The organism is Psychrobacter sp. MF31 (genome assembly GCF_012847335.1).
Lineage (GTDB): Bacteria > Pseudomonadota > Gammaproteobacteria > Pseudomonadales > Moraxellaceae > Psychrobacter.
This window is the reverse complement of record NZ_JABBDX010000003.1, coordinates 143,725-159,180: the sequence shown is the minus strand read 5'-3', so window position 1 is coordinate 159,180 and position 15,456 is coordinate 143,725. Positions and strand designations below refer to the sequence as shown.

At 45.7% G+C, this 15,456-nt stretch carries 13 protein-coding genes; 5 read left to right on the top strand and 8 right to left on the bottom strand.

Translation table 11 applies throughout. The annotated features are described in order from the left end of the window. Positions 1 to 69: 69 nt before the first annotated feature. Positions 70 to 831, top strand: coding sequence for an HNH endonuclease (locus HF322_RS05750; RefSeq protein WP_169392454.1), 762 nt, complete (start codon positions 70 to 72; stop codon positions 829 to 831). A 160-nt stretch (positions 832 to 991) separates the two neighbouring features. Here the strand turns inward: HF322_RS05750 and HF322_RS05745 are convergent, their stop codons facing one another. Further along, the gene (locus tag HF322_RS05745) at positions 992 to 1,420 is read right to left on the bottom strand and encodes a hypothetical protein (RefSeq protein ID WP_169392453.1); all 429 of its coding nucleotides are present in this window, start codon (positions 1,418 to 1,420) and stop codon (positions 992 to 994) included. Between the two features lie 403 nt (positions 1,421 to 1,823). Then, positions 1,824 to 2,906, bottom strand: a complete 1,083-nt coding sequence (locus HF322_RS05740) for a YeiH family protein (protein ID WP_169392452.1) — start codon at positions 2,904 to 2,906, stop codon at positions 1,824 to 1,826. Between the two features lie 238 nt (positions 2,907 to 3,144). Between HF322_RS05740 and HF322_RS05735 the strand changes: the two genes are divergently transcribed. After that, positions 3,145 to 4,068 (top strand): LysR substrate-binding domain-containing protein, encoded by a 924-nt coding sequence (locus HF322_RS05735; RefSeq protein ID WP_169392451.1) that lies wholly within the window; start codon positions 3,145 to 3,147, stop codon positions 4,066 to 4,068. An 80-nt stretch (positions 4,069 to 4,148) separates the two neighbouring features. Here the strand turns inward: HF322_RS05735 and HF322_RS05730 are convergent, their stop codons facing one another. Then, on the bottom strand, positions 4,149 to 4,634 hold the full coding sequence (locus HF322_RS05730) for a universal stress protein (protein WP_169392450.1): 486 nt from the start codon (positions 4,632 to 4,634) through the stop codon (positions 4,149 to 4,151). Between the two features lie 442 nt (positions 4,635 to 5,076). On the opposite strand from HF322_RS05730, the gene HF322_RS05725 reads away from it, so the two are divergent. Beyond that, entirely contained in the window at positions 5,077 to 8,121 is a 3,045-nt protein-coding gene (locus HF322_RS05725; RefSeq protein ID WP_169392449.1) for an insulinase family protein, read from the top strand. Positions 8,122 to 8,201: 80 nt separating this feature from the next. Here HF322_RS05725 and HF322_RS05720 read toward each other — a convergent pair whose 3' ends face one another. The 3 genes from HF322_RS05720 to HF322_RS05710 all read right to left on the bottom strand — a co-directional run bounded on the left by HF322_RS05720 (position 8,202) and on the right by HF322_RS05710 (position 10,910). Then, entirely contained in the window at positions 8,202 to 9,533 is a 1,332-nt protein-coding gene (locus HF322_RS05720) for a serine hydrolase (RefSeq protein WP_169392448.1), read from the bottom strand. 40 nt (positions 9,534 to 9,573) lie between these two features. Continuing rightward, a complete protein-coding gene (locus tag HF322_RS05715; protein WP_169392447.1) occupies positions 9,574 to 10,137 on the bottom strand; it encodes an NUDIX hydrolase in 564 nt (187 codons plus the stop codon). A gap of 257 nt (positions 10,138 to 10,394) precedes the next feature. Next, entirely contained in the window at positions 10,395 to 10,910 is a 516-nt protein-coding gene (locus HF322_RS05710) for an HPP family protein (RefSeq protein WP_308811482.1), read from the bottom strand. 56 nt (positions 10,911 to 10,966) lie between these two features. Between HF322_RS05710 and HF322_RS05705 the strand changes: the two genes are divergently transcribed. Continuing rightward, positions 10,967 to 11,737 (top strand): CoA pyrophosphatase, encoded by a 771-nt coding sequence (locus HF322_RS05705; protein ID WP_169392446.1) that lies wholly within the window; start codon positions 10,967 to 10,969, stop codon positions 11,735 to 11,737. A 73-nt stretch (positions 11,738 to 11,810) separates the two neighbouring features. Here HF322_RS05705 and HF322_RS05700 read toward each other — a convergent pair whose 3' ends face one another. Continuing rightward, complete coding sequence (locus tag HF322_RS05700; RefSeq protein ID WP_169392445.1) at positions 11,811 to 13,097, bottom strand: oxygenase MpaB family protein; 1,287 nt, start codon at positions 13,095 to 13,097, stop codon at positions 11,811 to 11,813. A 32-nt stretch (positions 13,098 to 13,129) separates the two neighbouring features. Then, complete coding sequence (nhaA, locus tag HF322_RS05695; protein WP_169392444.1) at positions 13,130 to 14,329, bottom strand: Na+/H+ antiporter NhaA; 1,200 nt, start codon at positions 14,327 to 14,329, stop codon at positions 13,130 to 13,132. Between the two features lie 312 nt (positions 14,330 to 14,641). On the opposite strand from nhaA, the gene HF322_RS05690 reads away from it, so the two are divergent. After that, a complete protein-coding gene (locus HF322_RS05690; protein WP_169392443.1) occupies positions 14,642 to 15,397 on the top strand; it encodes a TSUP family transporter in 756 nt (251 codons plus the stop codon). Positions 15,398 to 15,456 lie beyond the last annotated feature (59 nt).

Sequence of the window (15,456 nt, the reverse complement as noted above, 5' to 3'; positions counted from 1 at the left end):
AAATATCAAGAGTTGATTATAAGAGATATAGATGATAGTTACATAAAACGTGTTACTGCTAGAGTTAACATGAATACCAGTAAAGGATTTTTAATAGGAGCTAATAAGGTTTATTATGTATACTTTAGCTATAGTTGTATGGGTTATATCGAAGATGAATGTGGGTCTAACATTAACTGTAAGTTAACAGCGAATGACTTTGAACTGCTCTATAATAGGTATAGGGGTTTAGATTCAGCCCGAAAGTTGATACTTGAAAAGTATCCGAACAATGTGTGTGGTTATTGTAGGGTTATGCAAGCCACAGAGATAGACCATTATTTGCCTCAATCTAAATTCAAATCTTATTCGATTGCTTTCAATAATTTAGTTCCATCTTGTCACAACTGTAATAGTAAAAAGAGTGATGATAGTCCTAATGATAGTAAAGTATTCTATTTTCATCCAAGCTTTGAAAGTATTTCAAAAAATATAAATTTAGATGTAGAGATATCGGTCGACTATAAAAAAATAATTTTTTCAATTAAAAATATTAATAAAGATAAATTTTACAAAAAGATGAACTTTACTTTTTCAAAACTAGGTATATACGATAATTACAGTAGATATGCTAATACAGAGTTAATAGGAACATTACAGAGATATCACTATCTGAAGAAAATTAGAGGAAGGGAAGTCGCGCTAAAAATATTTGAAGATAAGAAGAAAGATAATGAGCTAGGATATAATGAGCTTTGGAAAAGATCTTTATATAGTTTTTTACTTTCGAATAGAGATTTTCAAGAGCAAGGATATATTCAGTATTTAAAAATGCACAATATAAATTTATAAATATTTCTACCTATATAATAATGAGTTTTTAGGAAAGATTGAAAGGTTTATTTTAAAATATGGAAAAGGCTATTATTCTTCTATATTCAGTTTAATTTTTCCAATCCAACAAAAAAGCCCATCTCTCAATGGGCTTTTTTTATGTTATATCAAAGCTAAATTAGCACTTCGACAGATGCGCGTAATCCACACCTTTTGACAACACATAACGGTTATCGGTTTCGCCGTCGGTCAAGAAGCCGCCAAAGGTTTGCGATACGGCGCTAAATAGGATGATTCGGACGGAATCAAGCGCGCATTCGCTCATGTTTTCAGTTCGGAGCATCTCTTTGGCGCGCTCAAGGCTGATCACCGCGCAGCTTTCATTGATGCTAAGGCGCGGCATATTCACGTCATTATAGTTGCGATAACAAAAAGCGATCGACACATACTCATCAGAGCCGGCAAGCTCCGCCAAATAGGCTTGATCGATAGGGCGCTCAGCTTCAAGCGTTCGGATGCTAAGCTGACGCTTGATGGGCTTTAAGCGGGTGCTGTGAACGATGGTGATGAGGTGGTCTTCTTGGTGTTTTCTTCTTGTATGTAACATAATGACGTATCCTTTTATTCAAAAGTCAAACTGGCAAGTCCGTTTTATTATTTCATGGCAAGGTTGAGCAAGTTCTCCCAATAAGGCGTAATCAGCCAAGTTTGCCATCTCTGCAATGATCAGTTTTGGTTGCAGTAACTCTTAGTATGCCACACTCCAGCAGAAATAAAACCAGCATATTGTGAGCAATCTGCGTTATTGAGTGAGTAATAAAACTTAAATATTAAACATAATAATAAAGTGTTAATTTAAGTTGAGTTAAGTAATATCTCAAAAATCAGTTTGAATCATTAATTATCAGCTTTGCTTGATTTTTCTCGTTTAGGAATAAAAAAGCGCCAAAATTTGACGCTAAATGAAGAAATTTAGGATAAATTCCATCGGTTTTTTTATGTTAACAGGGTTAAAACGTGCTGATGATGCCATTGATCAACCCGCCGCCAAGGATCAACCAACCAAACATGATGGCGCCAAGGATTAACGGCTTTGCCCCCGCTTGTTTAATCGCGCTTAAATGGGTGGTCAGTCCTAAGGCAAACATCGCCATGGTTAGCAACAAATCATCGATCAAGACCATTGTGTGCTCAAAACTTGCGCTCATACTCACCCAAGTATGAATCACCACCACGGCAATAAAGATAAAGGCAAACCAAGGCACTCGAACTTGACGGGCGCGATTGATGAACGATTGCGATTGACCGGTATGTTCAGCTTTTGGCGTTAAGGCAAACGATAACACCAATAAAAAGGGCGCAAGCATCATCACTCGGATCATTTTGGTGACCACTGCCGTATCGCCAACGTCCGCGCTGATGGCATTTCCTGCAACGACAACTTGAGCCACTTCATGAATGGTGGAGCCGGTATAAACGCCGTAGTTCTGCGCGCCAAGCCACGAGTTAAGCCAACCTAAATGGTATAAAAAGGGGTATAACAGCATGGCAATCGTCCCGAACACCACCACGGTTGCCACCGCAATGGTGACTTTGTGAGCTTCAGCTTTGACCACAGGTTCCGCCGCGATCACTGCCGCCGCCCCGCAAATACTGGCGCCTGACCCAATCAAAATGGTGGTTTGCTTATCAACTTTCAGCCATTTGGTTCCCAAAAAGTACGTGATCAAAAAAGTGGAAGTCAGCACCAGCGCATCGCTCATGATGGCAGGCGCGCCCACGCTTGCCACTTGCGTTAATGTCAGTTTAAAGCCATAAAGCATGATGGCAAGGCGCAGCACTTGAGCTTTGGCAAAGCCGACGCCCTCGCCAAGATGTTCTGCAAATTTTGGATAAAGCGTGTTGCCAATCACCATTCCGACCAAAATGGCTAAGGTTAATGACGATAGCCCGACGATTTTGCCATGCGACCAGATATTTAATTGTGAATTGAGCCACAAACAAAATATACTGCCCACCAAAACGACCACAAGCCCCGCCAAATGCCGTCCGCGCGGGACATAACCGGTCACTGCTTGAGAAATCGCGATCATAGTCTTGTCCTATCTTAAAATTGAAGGCTTATTGCCTAACTTTGCCGTTATCATTAGCAATTTGGCATAAGCTTATGTCTAAATATTATAAGATAAGTGAGGTTATAATAAAAACAGATTAAAAAGATATGATCTATCGATTTTTTAGGTTGATAAAGCTATAGTTTGGCTTAGTTAATTAAAAAGTAGAGAAATTTTTATGGGTCAGCAGCCTTTTTTAAGGGAAAATTCGGCGATAATGCCTAAGATTACCCTGAAGCAATTGGCAGTATTTGTGAGTATCTATCAGCTTGGTAGCACCAGCCGAGCAAGCGCTGCGCTCAATTTGTCGCAATCGGCGGTTAGCAGCGCGCTGATGACGTTGGAAGAACGCCTGAAAATGCCGCTGTTTGAGCGCGTTGGTCGTGCGCTTAATCCACATCCCAATGCTCAGGCGATTTTTATTCAAGCGCAAGCCATTTTAGGTCAAGCGCAAACCCTTGAGCATTATTATGAGCACAAAGCGGGTCAGCTAACCATCGGCGCGAGCACCACCATCGGCGGCTATGTACTCCCCGAAATGCTGGCAGGGCTTTACCAAAAAATGCCGGACGCTGACATCAAGCTTGTGATTGCAAACACCCAAGAAATCGTCACCGAAGTTGAGCAGCTCAACATCGACATTGCGCTGGTTGAGGGGACGCCAAGACCAGAGGCTGCCAAAGCGATCGAGCGAAAAGCTTGGCGAACCGATACGTTGGTATTATTTGCCAAACCCAATAGCCAATGGCTCGACAATCGATATTTTAATTCAGCCCAAAACTGCTATCAGTTAACCCAAGAAAAGCTGGCAAAGCAGCCGCTGCTCGTTCGCGAAATGGGGTCGGGGACGCGTCAGATCATTGATGAGCAACTGCTCAAGCAGCTTCCTGAAACGATCAATATCATGGCAATTCAGCAATCTGAAGCCATCAAAAATATGGTATTAGCCGATATCGGCATTGGCTGCTTGTCGCAATTTGTGATTGAAAATGAGCTTGCCGCGCAAACGTTGGTTCAGGTCAAAGTTGGTGGAATCAACCTTGAGCGATTATGGTGGCTCGTTTGGCACAAAGCGCGCCACCAAAGCCCCATTTGGCAGCAGTTTGTTGATTTGGCAATTGATGAGTCAATTGACCCATAAAAAAACTGAGCCGTCGGTGTTGATCGGCTCAGTTAGTATCTAGTATCGTTTGGTTGAAAATTACAATATGATTTTAAAGCTTAGAGGGCAGGGGCAAGGTTTCTTGGTTTTGCCATTGACTTATCCAAGCGCACCACAAGGCTGTCACAAGGGACATTTGGCAAAATGTTATCCGCCGTTGCCCCACTGAGCCAAGCGGCTAAGCCGTGGCGCTCATGGCGACCGATAACCAGCAAATCAACGGCATTTTTATGACAATAATTGACGATGCCTTCACTGTTTGAAATAGCGGTGGTCACTTCGGAGTTGACATTATGAAGCCCATTTCTGTCCAAAAACTGCGCCAATTTTGCCCGCGCTTCTTGACAACGCTCATCATCGATTTTGTCATAAAGGCTTGAAGCAGGAACCAATTCATAACCGAATCCAACCATACTGTCGCGGACGATGTGCAGTACCGACAATTTGGACTCAGGGCGGTTTGACACAATATGCTTGGCTTTTTGAGCCACATAATCGGCATCATCCAATAAATCGGTCACCAATAAAATATGTTTGTAATGCATAAGTCGCTCCTTAGCCGATTGCCAGCGTTTATTTTCATAAGTGCTTATTATTGATGGTCAGTTGCTTACGGTTATTATTTTGTTTAACTTTACTATAGCACCCCTTGGCAGGCGTGTTAAGTGGCATTTTGGATATAAATTTTAGCCTTTAGGTGAATGCAGTCTTTAGCAAAATTTAAGGTTAAAGCCGCAGTTTTTAGGATAAGATTATAAGACGACGCCAAAATTTTGGCGATGGCTTGACTTATCATGGCTCAAGCCCCATTGAGGCGCTCAAGGCAAATTCTTTTTTCATTGACCGCTTTGCCAATAAATTTGAAGATTACCGAACGCTGAATATTTTAAATCTTTCGCTAAAAGAAAAGTTTTGCAAAAAGGCGAAACTCATTTTTAAGATTGCGCTTAAAAATAAACAAGTGCAATTTACTTTAAAAGGATATTTATGACAACCTCTAAAACCGCAATTGCCCCGCCTGATTTGACCCTGCATCCAGAATTTGAGCTGATTGACCACCGCCCGATTGAGGCGTTATCGCTAGATGTGCTGATCAGCCGCCACAAAAAAACCGGCGCGATGCATTACCATTTAGCGCACCCAAGCGATGAAAATGCATTTTTGGTAGGGTTTCGAACTCAGCCGATGGACTCAAAAGGTGAGGCGCACATTTTGGAGCACGTGGCACTTTGCGGCTCCAAAAAATTTCCCGTTCGTGACCCATTTTTTTCGATGATTAAACGCTCATTAAACACTTTTATGAATGCGATGACGGCGGCGGATTGGACGGCGTATCCGTTTGCCACCCAAAATGAAAACGATTATTTTAACCTCCTTGCCGTTTATTTGGACGCGTCATTTTTCCCCAATATTCACCCGCTTGATTTTGCGCAAGAGGGCATCCGAGTGGAGCTTGATGACAAGGACAAACCGCAATTTAAAGGCATTGTATTTAACGAGATGAAAGGGGCGATGAGCGGCGAGATTGATCAGCTTTATCATTCGGTGGCGCATCACCTGTTTCCAACGACGACTTATCATTACAATTCTGGCGGCGATCCTGCGGACATTCCTGATTTGACCCATGAGGAGTTGCTTGAGTTTCACCAAAGCCACTATCATCCCTCAAATAGCGTGATTATGAGCTTTGGCAATATTCCGGTGGCAAAAACGCAAGCAAAATTGCATGACGATGCGCTAGCGAGCTTTGATCAAGGTCAAAAGCACAGCTCAAAAGCCGAGCAGCGCCTAAGCGCACCAATCAGCGCGGTGGAAACTTATACGGCGGACACCGAGGGTGAAAAACAAACTCATCACGTGGTGGCTTGGCTCTTGCCTAGCATCACTGACCCAAAGCAGCGCTTGGCACTGCGCTTGGTTGAGGGCGTGTTGGTTGAGCATGCAGGGTCGCCACTTCGGGCGTATCTTGACAACCATCCTTTGGGAACGGCGCCAAGTCCGCTATTGGGTCTTGATGACAGCCATTTTGAAATGGTGTTTTATACCGGACTTCGCGGCTCAGAGCCTGAACACGCTGAAGCGGTTGAAACGGGCATTTTGGACTTATTAAAAGAGGTCGCTTCAAAGCCAATTGATGATGACACCATTGAGACCATTTTGCACCAAATCGAAATTGACCAACGTCATATCGGTGGCGACAGCATGCCTTATGGGCTAAATCTGATGCTTGAGGGCTTTAGCACCGCCATTCATGACGGCAATCCGGTGGACGTTTGGGAAGTTGACGCGCATTTGGCTTGGCTTCGTGAGCAGGTAAAAGATGCCAATTGGCTGCCCAATTTAATTAAAACCCATTTGATTGATAACCCGCACCGTGTTCGGGTCACGCTAAAACCGGACAGCCAAAAATCAGCAAAACTTGCTGCCGCTGAGCAAGAACGCTTGGATACTATCGCCAAAAACTTGGATGATGATGCCAAAGCTCAACTTCGCGCGCAAGAGCAAGCGTTGGCTGAACGTCAAGCCATGGCTGATGATTTAAGCGTGTTGCCAAAGGTGGGATTAGAAGACGTTCCTGCCGACATTAGCTTTATCGAAGGTCGCAAAAAAGCGGTTCAATTAAGCGGTCGCGACAGTAGTATTTTTGAATATGACGCCGGAACCAACGGGCTTTATTATTACCAAGTGGTCACGCCGCTGACCGCCACCGTTGATGGCGTGGATACCGCCGCGCTGCCCGCGGATGATATTATCAACCATCCGTTATTGCCGATTTATCTAAGCTTATTGTCTGAGCTTGGCACAGATTCTATGGGTGCGCTTGAGTTTCAAGCCAAACAAGCAGCGCAATCGTCAGGGGTAACCGCGCGAATCAGTCAGCGAACCGCAATTGACAACCGCGATGACATCAGCAGCTATTTTGTGGTGGCCACAAGAGCGCTCAACCGCAAGCCTGAAGCCATCGACTTGGTGAAGGAGGTGATGGAGCACAGTATTTTCACTGAGCAAAGCCGAATTAAAGAAATCTTGCAGCAGCGCGCGGCAAGTTGGCAATCACGCCTTGCCGGATCAGGTCACGCTTACGCCATGCAAACGGCAAGCCGCGCCATGAGCCGTCAGTCAAGGCTTGAGTATGCTCGCGGCGGACTTCCTGCGCTGAAAACGCTTAAAGACTTTTTGGCGCATGCCAATGAAGACAGCAGCGTTTGGGATGAGTTGGCGCAAGGCTTGATGGCGCTGCATAAGTCCATTACTAGCCTTGCTAAATTTGCCATCATCGTTTGCGAGCCAGATGAAACGGCGCGCTTAAGTGATTTGATTGTAAAAAGCTGGCAAGAGGATAAAAAAATCGCCGATTTTGAGGGTTTAAACCGCCAAATCCCAAGCGACTTTGCCAAAGTGGCTATTGATGATATCAATACTCAAGGCGATGGCAACGACAACGCAATGGCAACCGATTTGGCTTGGCTGGTGGCAACCAACGTTTATCACAATGCCAGTGCTTATAAAGTACCAGCGGCTGACCATCCGGATACCGCTGCATTGATGGTGCTAGCGCCATACTTGCGAAACGGCTACTTGCACAGTGCCATCCGCGAAAAAGGCGGCGCTTATGGCGGCGGCGCGGGCTATGACGCCAATGCTTGCGCGTTTAAATTTTTCAGCTACCGCGATCCGAACTTTGAGGCGACCTTTGCACATTTTGAGCAAAGTATCGATTGGTTATTAACCACGCCGCAATCGGATGAGCAATTGGAAGAAGCCATTTTAGGGATTATTTCTGGAATGGACAAACCCGGATCACCGGCAGGCGAGGCAATCAAATCTTGCTTTAGCGACTTGCACCAACGCGGCGTCGATTGGCAGCGTAAAATGCGCGCCGCAATTTTGGCGGTGACCATTGACGATTTAAAACGCGTGGCGACCACTTATTTAAAAGACAAGCCCAAAACGCGAGCCGTTCTTGCGCCTTATGACAAAGAAGATACTGTTAAAACCGCCGGTTTTGAGGTTTGTAAAGTGAAAAGCTAAGCGCTGTTAAAATCGCAAAAATAAAAAACCGCTCATCATTGAGCGGTTTTTCTATATTTTTATTTTCTAAATATTAAATTTTACTTTTGAATCAGGTAATTTGCTAACGCTTTATAAGCCGGTAGGGACGTTGGGTCAATTTTGCTATTGCTGGCGACCGGATACGAGGCAAAGCGAACGATGACCATATCGGCGGCAGGGTCCACATAAACGGTCTGACCGTGGACACCGCGAGCGGCAAATATTGGCGTTGGATTGTCAAACAGCCACCACATGCTTTTATAGCTGCCGTTTGGCAATTGGTCATAGCCGGATTTGGCAAAGACCGATTTGTTACCACCGTTGGCAATAGCTTCAACCACACTTGCCGGAAATACGCGCTTGTTATCTATGATGCCTTTGTTGAGCATCAATTGACCGATTTTTGCCATATCATGAAGCCCTGCGCTTAAGCCGCCACCAGCAAATGGGGTGCCTTTAGCATCAACTGTCATATAAGCGCTTTGCTCCGCACCAATTTTTTGCCAAATACGCTCGGACAATAAGTCATCAACCGCTTTGCCGGTCACGCGTGAGATAATCCAGCCAAGCGCGTCGCTATTGATGGTTCGATAGTTAAACTCCGCGCCATGAGTGCCATTTTTTTTCACGGTTTGCAGATATTCAAAGTAGCCGTTCGCGCCGGTATAGTCTTTAGGTTTTGGCAACGGGCTTGCCGCTTTTGAATACGCCCAAATATCCGCATTAGGGTCGGCGTAGTCTTCGCTGTAATCAAGCGCAGTGGTCATGTCCATCACTTGCCGGACGGTCGCGTCACCAAAGCCGCTATTTTTTAACTCAGGGATGATGGTTGCCACTATTTTTTTATCGTCCAGAACGCCTTCATCAACCAAGATTTGCGCCAAAAGTCCCGTCATTGATTTGGTCATCGACATAGCAGCATGATTGCCAAGCGGTGTTAAGCAGCCGTTTTGCCGCTCATAAACCACTTTGCCGTGATGAAGTACCATAATGCCGTCAGTGTAGTTGGCATCCAATGATTGCCGCCACGTCATCGGTTTTTTGCTGCCAGTTGGGGTAAAGGTCACGGCATCAATATTTTTATCTAGCGCATAATCAAAGGTGGTCGGCGCACCAATGCCGCGGCTGACCTCAGTGGTTGGCATCAGCTCGCGAATGTGGCAAACCGTCCAACGCAGTTTTGGAAAGCTAAAAAAGTCCGATTCCGGCTGCATAATCAGCTTGTCTTTTGGCGGCGGAAAACCTTGCATCCAGCTCAGTTTATTGGGGTCGGAGTCGGTAGCAGATAGGGGCGCTTTGGTTTTGGCAGAGCTTTCTGCTGCTATCGCTCCTGAGCAGGTCATGACCGCTGCCATTAACGGTAAATATCCAAATCGGTTCAATCGCGGCATAATTTGATTCCTTTTGAATGATTATTTTAAAAGTTAATTTTTAATAGCGCTTAATGCTTTGGTCTTTGCCAATCATATCTTGATGAACGGGGAATTCATTTAAGGTGCTAAATTTTTTCCGGTCTTCAAAATAGCAAGTTAAAGTGCGCTTAACCGCTTCAAAGGCGATGGTATCCCAAGGGATGTCATCTTCGCTAAACAGCGCGCTATCAAGGCTTTCTGAGCCAATGCCAAACGCGCCATCTTTTAAATCCGCCAAATAAATAATATAAATCTGACCAATGTCAGGGATGTCATAAATGCAGTATAAGCTTGGGTTGATGGCAACGGCATCCGCCTCCTCAAAGCACTCGCGAGCCGCACCTTCGGCAATGGTTTCGCCATTTTCCATAAATCCTGCCGGAATCGTCCAAAGCCCATATTGCGGCTCAATGGCACGGCGGCAAAGCAGCACTTTGTCTTCAAAGACTACCAGCGCGCCGCAGATAATCTTAGGGTTTTCATAATGGATATAGCCGCAGCTTGGGCACACCAATCGCGGCATGTTGTCCGTTGCCGGAATTTTGACTTCGGCTTTGTGACCACATTGAAGACAATACTGCATAATCTCTGCCTTAATTATTACTGACGATTTTTGAAGATTTGATAAATTTTGCGATCAATATTTTAAAAAAGGGTGACGGCGTAAGCGTGCTTATGCTTGATTTTATAATGATAAGCCGTCATCTAAATTGATTCCAAGATAACATAGAATTGGACAAGGCTTAGCTTGGGTTACAGGATTACAGCACTTTAATGAAAAAAGCGCCTTTATCGACAATAAAAGCGCTTTTACCTTTGACCATCAACGAAAAAATAAGGCTACCAATAGCGCGGATAATGGCGATTGCGACCGATGTTGTTGTAAATCAGCGCCACAACAACCAGCACAATGGCACCAATGAGCGTTGGGGTAATTAAAAAGCTCCAAGGAACGCCGCCGAGCATTACAATCAAGGGGTTGGAGCCTGCAGGCGGGTGGGGGACGCGAAGCAGCAGCATTAAAGAGATGGCTGTTCCGACGGCAAGCGCCATGCTCCACCATTCAACCCCAAAAATGCTCATAAAAAACAGCCCCGTAAAGGTGGTGACCATATGACCGCCAACGATATTTCGCGGCTGGGCAAACGGGCTCTCAGGATAGGCAAAAATCAGCAAACAGCTGGCGCCAAACGAGCCTAAGATCATGGCGACGTTTTGCCAATTGCCAATTAAGGCAAGCATGGCGGTGGCAAGCGTTCCGCCCACCCAAGCTAAGGCAATAATCATTAAAGGTAAGCGTTCAGGGCAGGTATCTATCCGACCTTGCATTTTCGATAATGAAAAAATCTTATTCACAAATAAATCCTAACGACCACTTTAAAGGTTCAGACCATAAAATAAAGGACAAGGTTATGACAATCGCGCCGCACTCACCCCGATTTGATCAGTTAAGCGTGGCGCTCGCAAGCCGAATTGATCAGCCGCTCCTTGGGCAATTGACCCAAAAATTGCAAGCACCTATTTTACAAGAATTCTGTCAAAACATGCAGCCACGGCTCGAAAAAAAACAGGCAATCGCGCTTAATGGCGATATCAGTGCCGCGGCACAAATTTTGGCGCATTTGTACCAAACGCCCATCGCTGATGCGTCGATTTTGGTTGCCATTACTGAGGAAGCCAAGCCTCGGCTGCTGCTCACTCGCCGAGCCACGCATCTCAATAGCCATGCCGGAGAGGTGTCTTGCGCAGGCGGCAAATTTGAAATAGGCGATGGCAATAATGTCGTCACCGCCCTTCGCGAAGCTTGCGAGGAAACTGCGCTGCCGCCAAGTCGCGTCAAAATCATCGGTCAGCTGCCGCCGCAATTGTCCAAAAGTGGCTTGAGCGTTCGCCCGATTGTCGCGCTGATTGATCCCGATTTGGTACTGGTTCCAGAGCTTGGTGAGATTGCGCGAATTTTTTGGGCAGATTTTACGGCGCTGATTCATCAGCCCGTGGAGGAGTACCGAATCCGCTATCCCATTCAAGGCGCGACTACCACGCTTGTGACCCCAAGCTTTGTCATCGATGGCGAGACCGTTTGGGGGCTGACGGGTCGCGTGATTGCAAGCCTTCTTGAGGTCGGCTTTGATCGCAAGCTTGATTGGTATTATAGGCTTGATCCCAAAATCCCAAACCATTAAAAATCTTGATCAAGGTGATAAAAATTATAATGGCTTTAAATCGTTTTTTTAACCGCCAATCTTATGCCGATAGTTACTTATAATAGTCATCATTTTTTTTAAGCCACCAGTTCATATTGTCTTGCCGTTTGGCGCGAAATTGCTCAAGTTTTTGCGCCGCGTTGTCACTGTGAAGCCTTGCCGTATCAAGGGCAAATAAAATTGGGACGGCAGAGAGCACCCCAAAGCGCAGCTTGGATTTGGGCAAATTTAACCCATCGCCAATGTCATCACCAACCAAGGTTCGGGTGACGCTGGCGTTAACGAGTTCCACAAACTGACCTCGGCGGTTGTCCTCACCCATCAGCTGACTTGGCAAGTCGTGAAGCGCTTTGGCAAGCGGTCGCCCCACCTCAAAATCAAGCTGCTGAATGGACAAATAGGTATAAAGCCACTCCCAGCACGCCGTCTCATTCTCCGGAAGTCGCTTTAAATCAACGCCAAGCCAAAAGCTGGCAAGTTGCCACAAATGTAAAATTCCTGACGCTTCCTCCGCGCTGATGCGAGCGCCAAGCAATTGCAATCCGCGCATGATCAGTAAGGAAAATTGCAAATGCGTTGCCACCATATCCGTCTGATTGATCGGAATGCCCCAATAGCCTGTGTTCCAAAGATTGTCCGTTTGGGCGTGAGCAGCAGTTTTAGCAAGTTCAGGAACGGCTAGTTTACCCGTAAGCAGTTTTTGGCGGACAAGGGCATGGGTTTGCCGGACATTGATGGATTGCCGCCAGCCCTCAGAGCCAACCGCAAGCACGGTATCAAAAGGGAATTTAGATCGGTTATCGCTATTTGGATATTCAGAAACGGCTAAAATATAAGCGTAAGTCCGCATTAGCCTTGGCAGCGCGTCATGAACGAGCGCTCCGGTTTGAATTAAAGGCAGTGACAGCGCGGGAATGCTATATCCTGCCATCAATGCCACGTTACGAAGTAGCCAAATCAGCATGAGCGGATAGCGCCGATACGCCGCTGCGCCAATTGCCGCAAGCTTTGGGTCAAACCAATCGGGATGGCGGCTAAAAGTTTGGGAAAGCGCATGAAGCTCAGTGCGATTTAAACTGTTGTTTAAGTCATCATCGCTAATTTGGTTTTGATTTAAAATTTTTGCTTGTAAAGGTTTAGCAAACTTTATACCGTCTTGAATAAGCGGGTCGGCAAGCGCATCCCCCAAATCGTAGCCGTTAGCCAGCTCTAACAATAATTCATTGGAAATGGCAAAATCTTTTGGCAATAAATAGCGCTTGATCCGATTTAGCACTTGCAAATTACGATGATCGTCAATGCTTGTGCTGCGACCATGAGTGAGATAAGACGTTGGCATGACCATATCCGAGCTCTTATTAGTTTCTAAAGTTATGACTGCGTTAAATCAAGCGTATTTTGGCTGACCGAGTCTTTTAAGCTGATTTTGAGCATGATATAGCCTGCAATCCCTGACACAATCGATCCCATGATGATACCAAGGCGCTCATCAAATCCTGTCGTATTGCCGCCAAACGCAAGACCGCCGATAAACAAACTCATGGTAAAACCAACCCCGCAAAGCAGCGCGGCGCCATAAATTTGTTTAAAATTGACCCCTTGCGGCATGGTGGACAATCCTGATTTAAAGATCAGCCAACAAGCAATCATTACCCCAAGCTGCTTGCCGATAAATAGCCCTGCGGCAATACCAAGCGGCACAGAATGGAACAGCTCACCAAGTCCCGCGCCTTGAAGCGAAATCCCTGAATTGACAAAGGCAAATAGCGGCAAAATCCCATAGGATACGGTATTTTGCAAATCGTGCTCCAACTCCTCAAGCGGTGAATGCTCAGGATCGGTTTTATCAAACATCGGGATAAATAGCGCAAGCACTACCCCAGCAAGTGTGGCGTGAATTCCCGATTGCAGCACCAAAAACCACATGATGACGCCGATGAGCACATAAGGCGTGATTCCCGTGACGTTTTTGCGATTTAGCAAGTATAAAAACGGCAAACACAGCGCAGCAAGCCCAAGCGATACAAATGACAAGTCACTTGTATAAAACAGCGCAATGATGACAATTGCGCCAATATCATCAAAAATGGCAATGGAAACCAAAAACACTTTGAGCGCGTTTGGAACGCGATTGCCAAGCAAACTTAAAATACCAAGGGCAAAGGCAATGTCAGTTGCAGTTGGAATTGCCCAACCTTTTAGATAGTCAGGATTTTGATGGTTAAACGCGACATAAATGATGGCAGGCATGATCATCCCGCCAAGCGCCGCCGCCGCCGGTAAAATGATTTGCTTAACGTTGGACAACTCACCGATGAGCACTTCGCGTTTGAGCTCAAGCCCCACCAAAAAGAAAAACACTGCCATGAGACCATCATTGATCCAGTGGTGGGCATCTTTGGCAATGGCAAAGCTGCCAATTTGGATCGCAACAGGCGCGTGAACAAACGACTCATACCACGTCACCCACGGCGTGTTGGCAATGATCATGGCGGCGATGGCAGCAAGCGCCAACACAATGCCTCCTGAAGCCTCAAGATCAAAAAATGCCTTTAGTCGTTGAATTGCCATACCAGCCTCATATTTTGGGTCAAAATTATTGATTGCCTTTAAATCTAGCAGAAATTAGCCAATTTTTGGCTTTTTTTATCACTTTAACTTTATAATAAGCGCAATTTCACGTCAGTTTTGTTCATTTTTGCAGCCGATCACGCAAAGTTTTGGTGAAATTACCATGACCTTAGGCGGCGCGGCGTTTTCTTGTTGGTTATTTTTATTCTATTTTCACAAGCGCTTCAAACCAAAATCGGGAAGTTTTTGGTCGCGCCGAAACCATCATTGTTCAAAAAGTGATGATTTGCCATCTATCTAAAAGGTTGGGTCATGGACGTATCGTTGTCAATTGAGATTATACTAATGCTTGCAGGCGTTGCCGCTTTAGCAGGGTTTATCGATGCCATTGCTGGTGGTGGCGGGCTGTTGACCATCCCTGCCATGCTGCTTGCCAATATCCCGCCGGTCATGACTTTGGGAACGAACAAGTTGCAAGCATCGTCTGGCGCGTTTGCCGCTTCATTAACGATGATTCGGCGGCGTGTGGTTGACCCAAAAGCCATCAAAACGGCAGTTATTGCCTCGTTTATTGGCTCTGTCTTTGGCGCGATTGCCGTTCAACTGTCGCCGCCGGATGTGCTTGAAAAGCTGATTCCATTTTTGATTGCCGCCATTGGCATTTATACGCTGCTTGCCCCCAAAATTGGGGCGGTTCGAACTGAGCCTAAAGTCAGCGAGGGCGTTTGGCAAAAAATCATCTCACCGATTATCGGTTTTTATGATGGCTATATGGGACCTGGCACCGGAATGTTTTTTGCGCTTGGCAATGTTGCGCTTCGCGGTCGAACGATTATTGAAGCCACGGGCGCGGCTAAAATGCTCAATTTAGCCAGTAACATCGGCTCGCTGATCTTTTTTATTATCGGCGGTAATGTGCTTTGGAAGGTGGGGCTTGCGATGATGGTTGGGCAAACTATCGGTGCTTATTTTGGCTCGCAAATGGTGATTAAAGGCGGCAGCCGCTTGATTCGACCGGTGATCGTTTTGGTCTGTTTGGCGATGGTGACCAAATACGTAGTTACCTAATTGATGTAAAAAATAAATTAAAAAAGCAAGCTTTTGAGGGCTTGCTTTTTTTTAATCAA

Bases quoted from the DNA above. Each gene is read 5' to 3' on its own strand.
- HF322_RS05720 (WP_169392448.1), bottom strand. From the start codon at position 9,533: ATGCCGCGATTGAACCGATTTGGATATTTACCGTTAATGGCAGCGGTC.
- HF322_RS05690 (WP_169392443.1), top strand. From the start codon at position 14,642: ATGGACGTATCGTTGTCAATTGAGATTATACTAATGCTTGCAGGCGTT.
- nhaA (WP_169392444.1), bottom strand. From the start codon at position 14,329: ATGGCAATTCAACGACTAAAGGCATTTTTTGATCTTGAGGCTTCAGGA.
- HF322_RS05745 (WP_169392453.1), bottom strand. From the start codon at position 1,420: ATGTTACATACAAGAAGAAAACACCAAGAAGACCACCTCATCACCATC.
- HF322_RS05725 (WP_169392449.1), top strand. From the start codon at position 5,077: ATGACAACCTCTAAAACCGCAATTGCCCCGCCTGATTTGACCCTGCAT.
- HF322_RS05715 (WP_169392447.1), bottom strand. From the start codon at position 10,137: ATGCAGTATTGTCTTCAATGTGGTCACAAAGCCGAAGTCAAAATTCCG.
- HF322_RS05740 (WP_169392452.1), bottom strand. From the start codon at position 2,906: ATGATCGCGATTTCTCAAGCAGTGACCGGTTATGTCCCGCGCGGACGG.
- HF322_RS05730 (WP_169392450.1), bottom strand. From the start codon at position 4,634: ATGCATTACAAACATATTTTATTGGTGACCGATTTATTGGATGATGCC.
- HF322_RS05700 (WP_169392445.1), bottom strand. From the start codon at position 13,097: ATGCCAACGTCTTATCTCACTCATGGTCGCAGCACAAGCATTGACGAT.
- HF322_RS05705 (WP_169392446.1), top strand. From the start codon at position 10,967: ATGACAATCGCGCCGCACTCACCCCGATTTGATCAGTTAAGCGTGGCG.
- HF322_RS05735 (WP_169392451.1), top strand. From the start codon at position 3,145: ATGCCTAAGATTACCCTGAAGCAATTGGCAGTATTTGTGAGTATCTAT.
- HF322_RS05750 (WP_169392454.1), top strand. From the start codon at position 70: ATGAATACCAGTAAAGGATTTTTAATAGGAGCTAATAAGGTTTATTAT.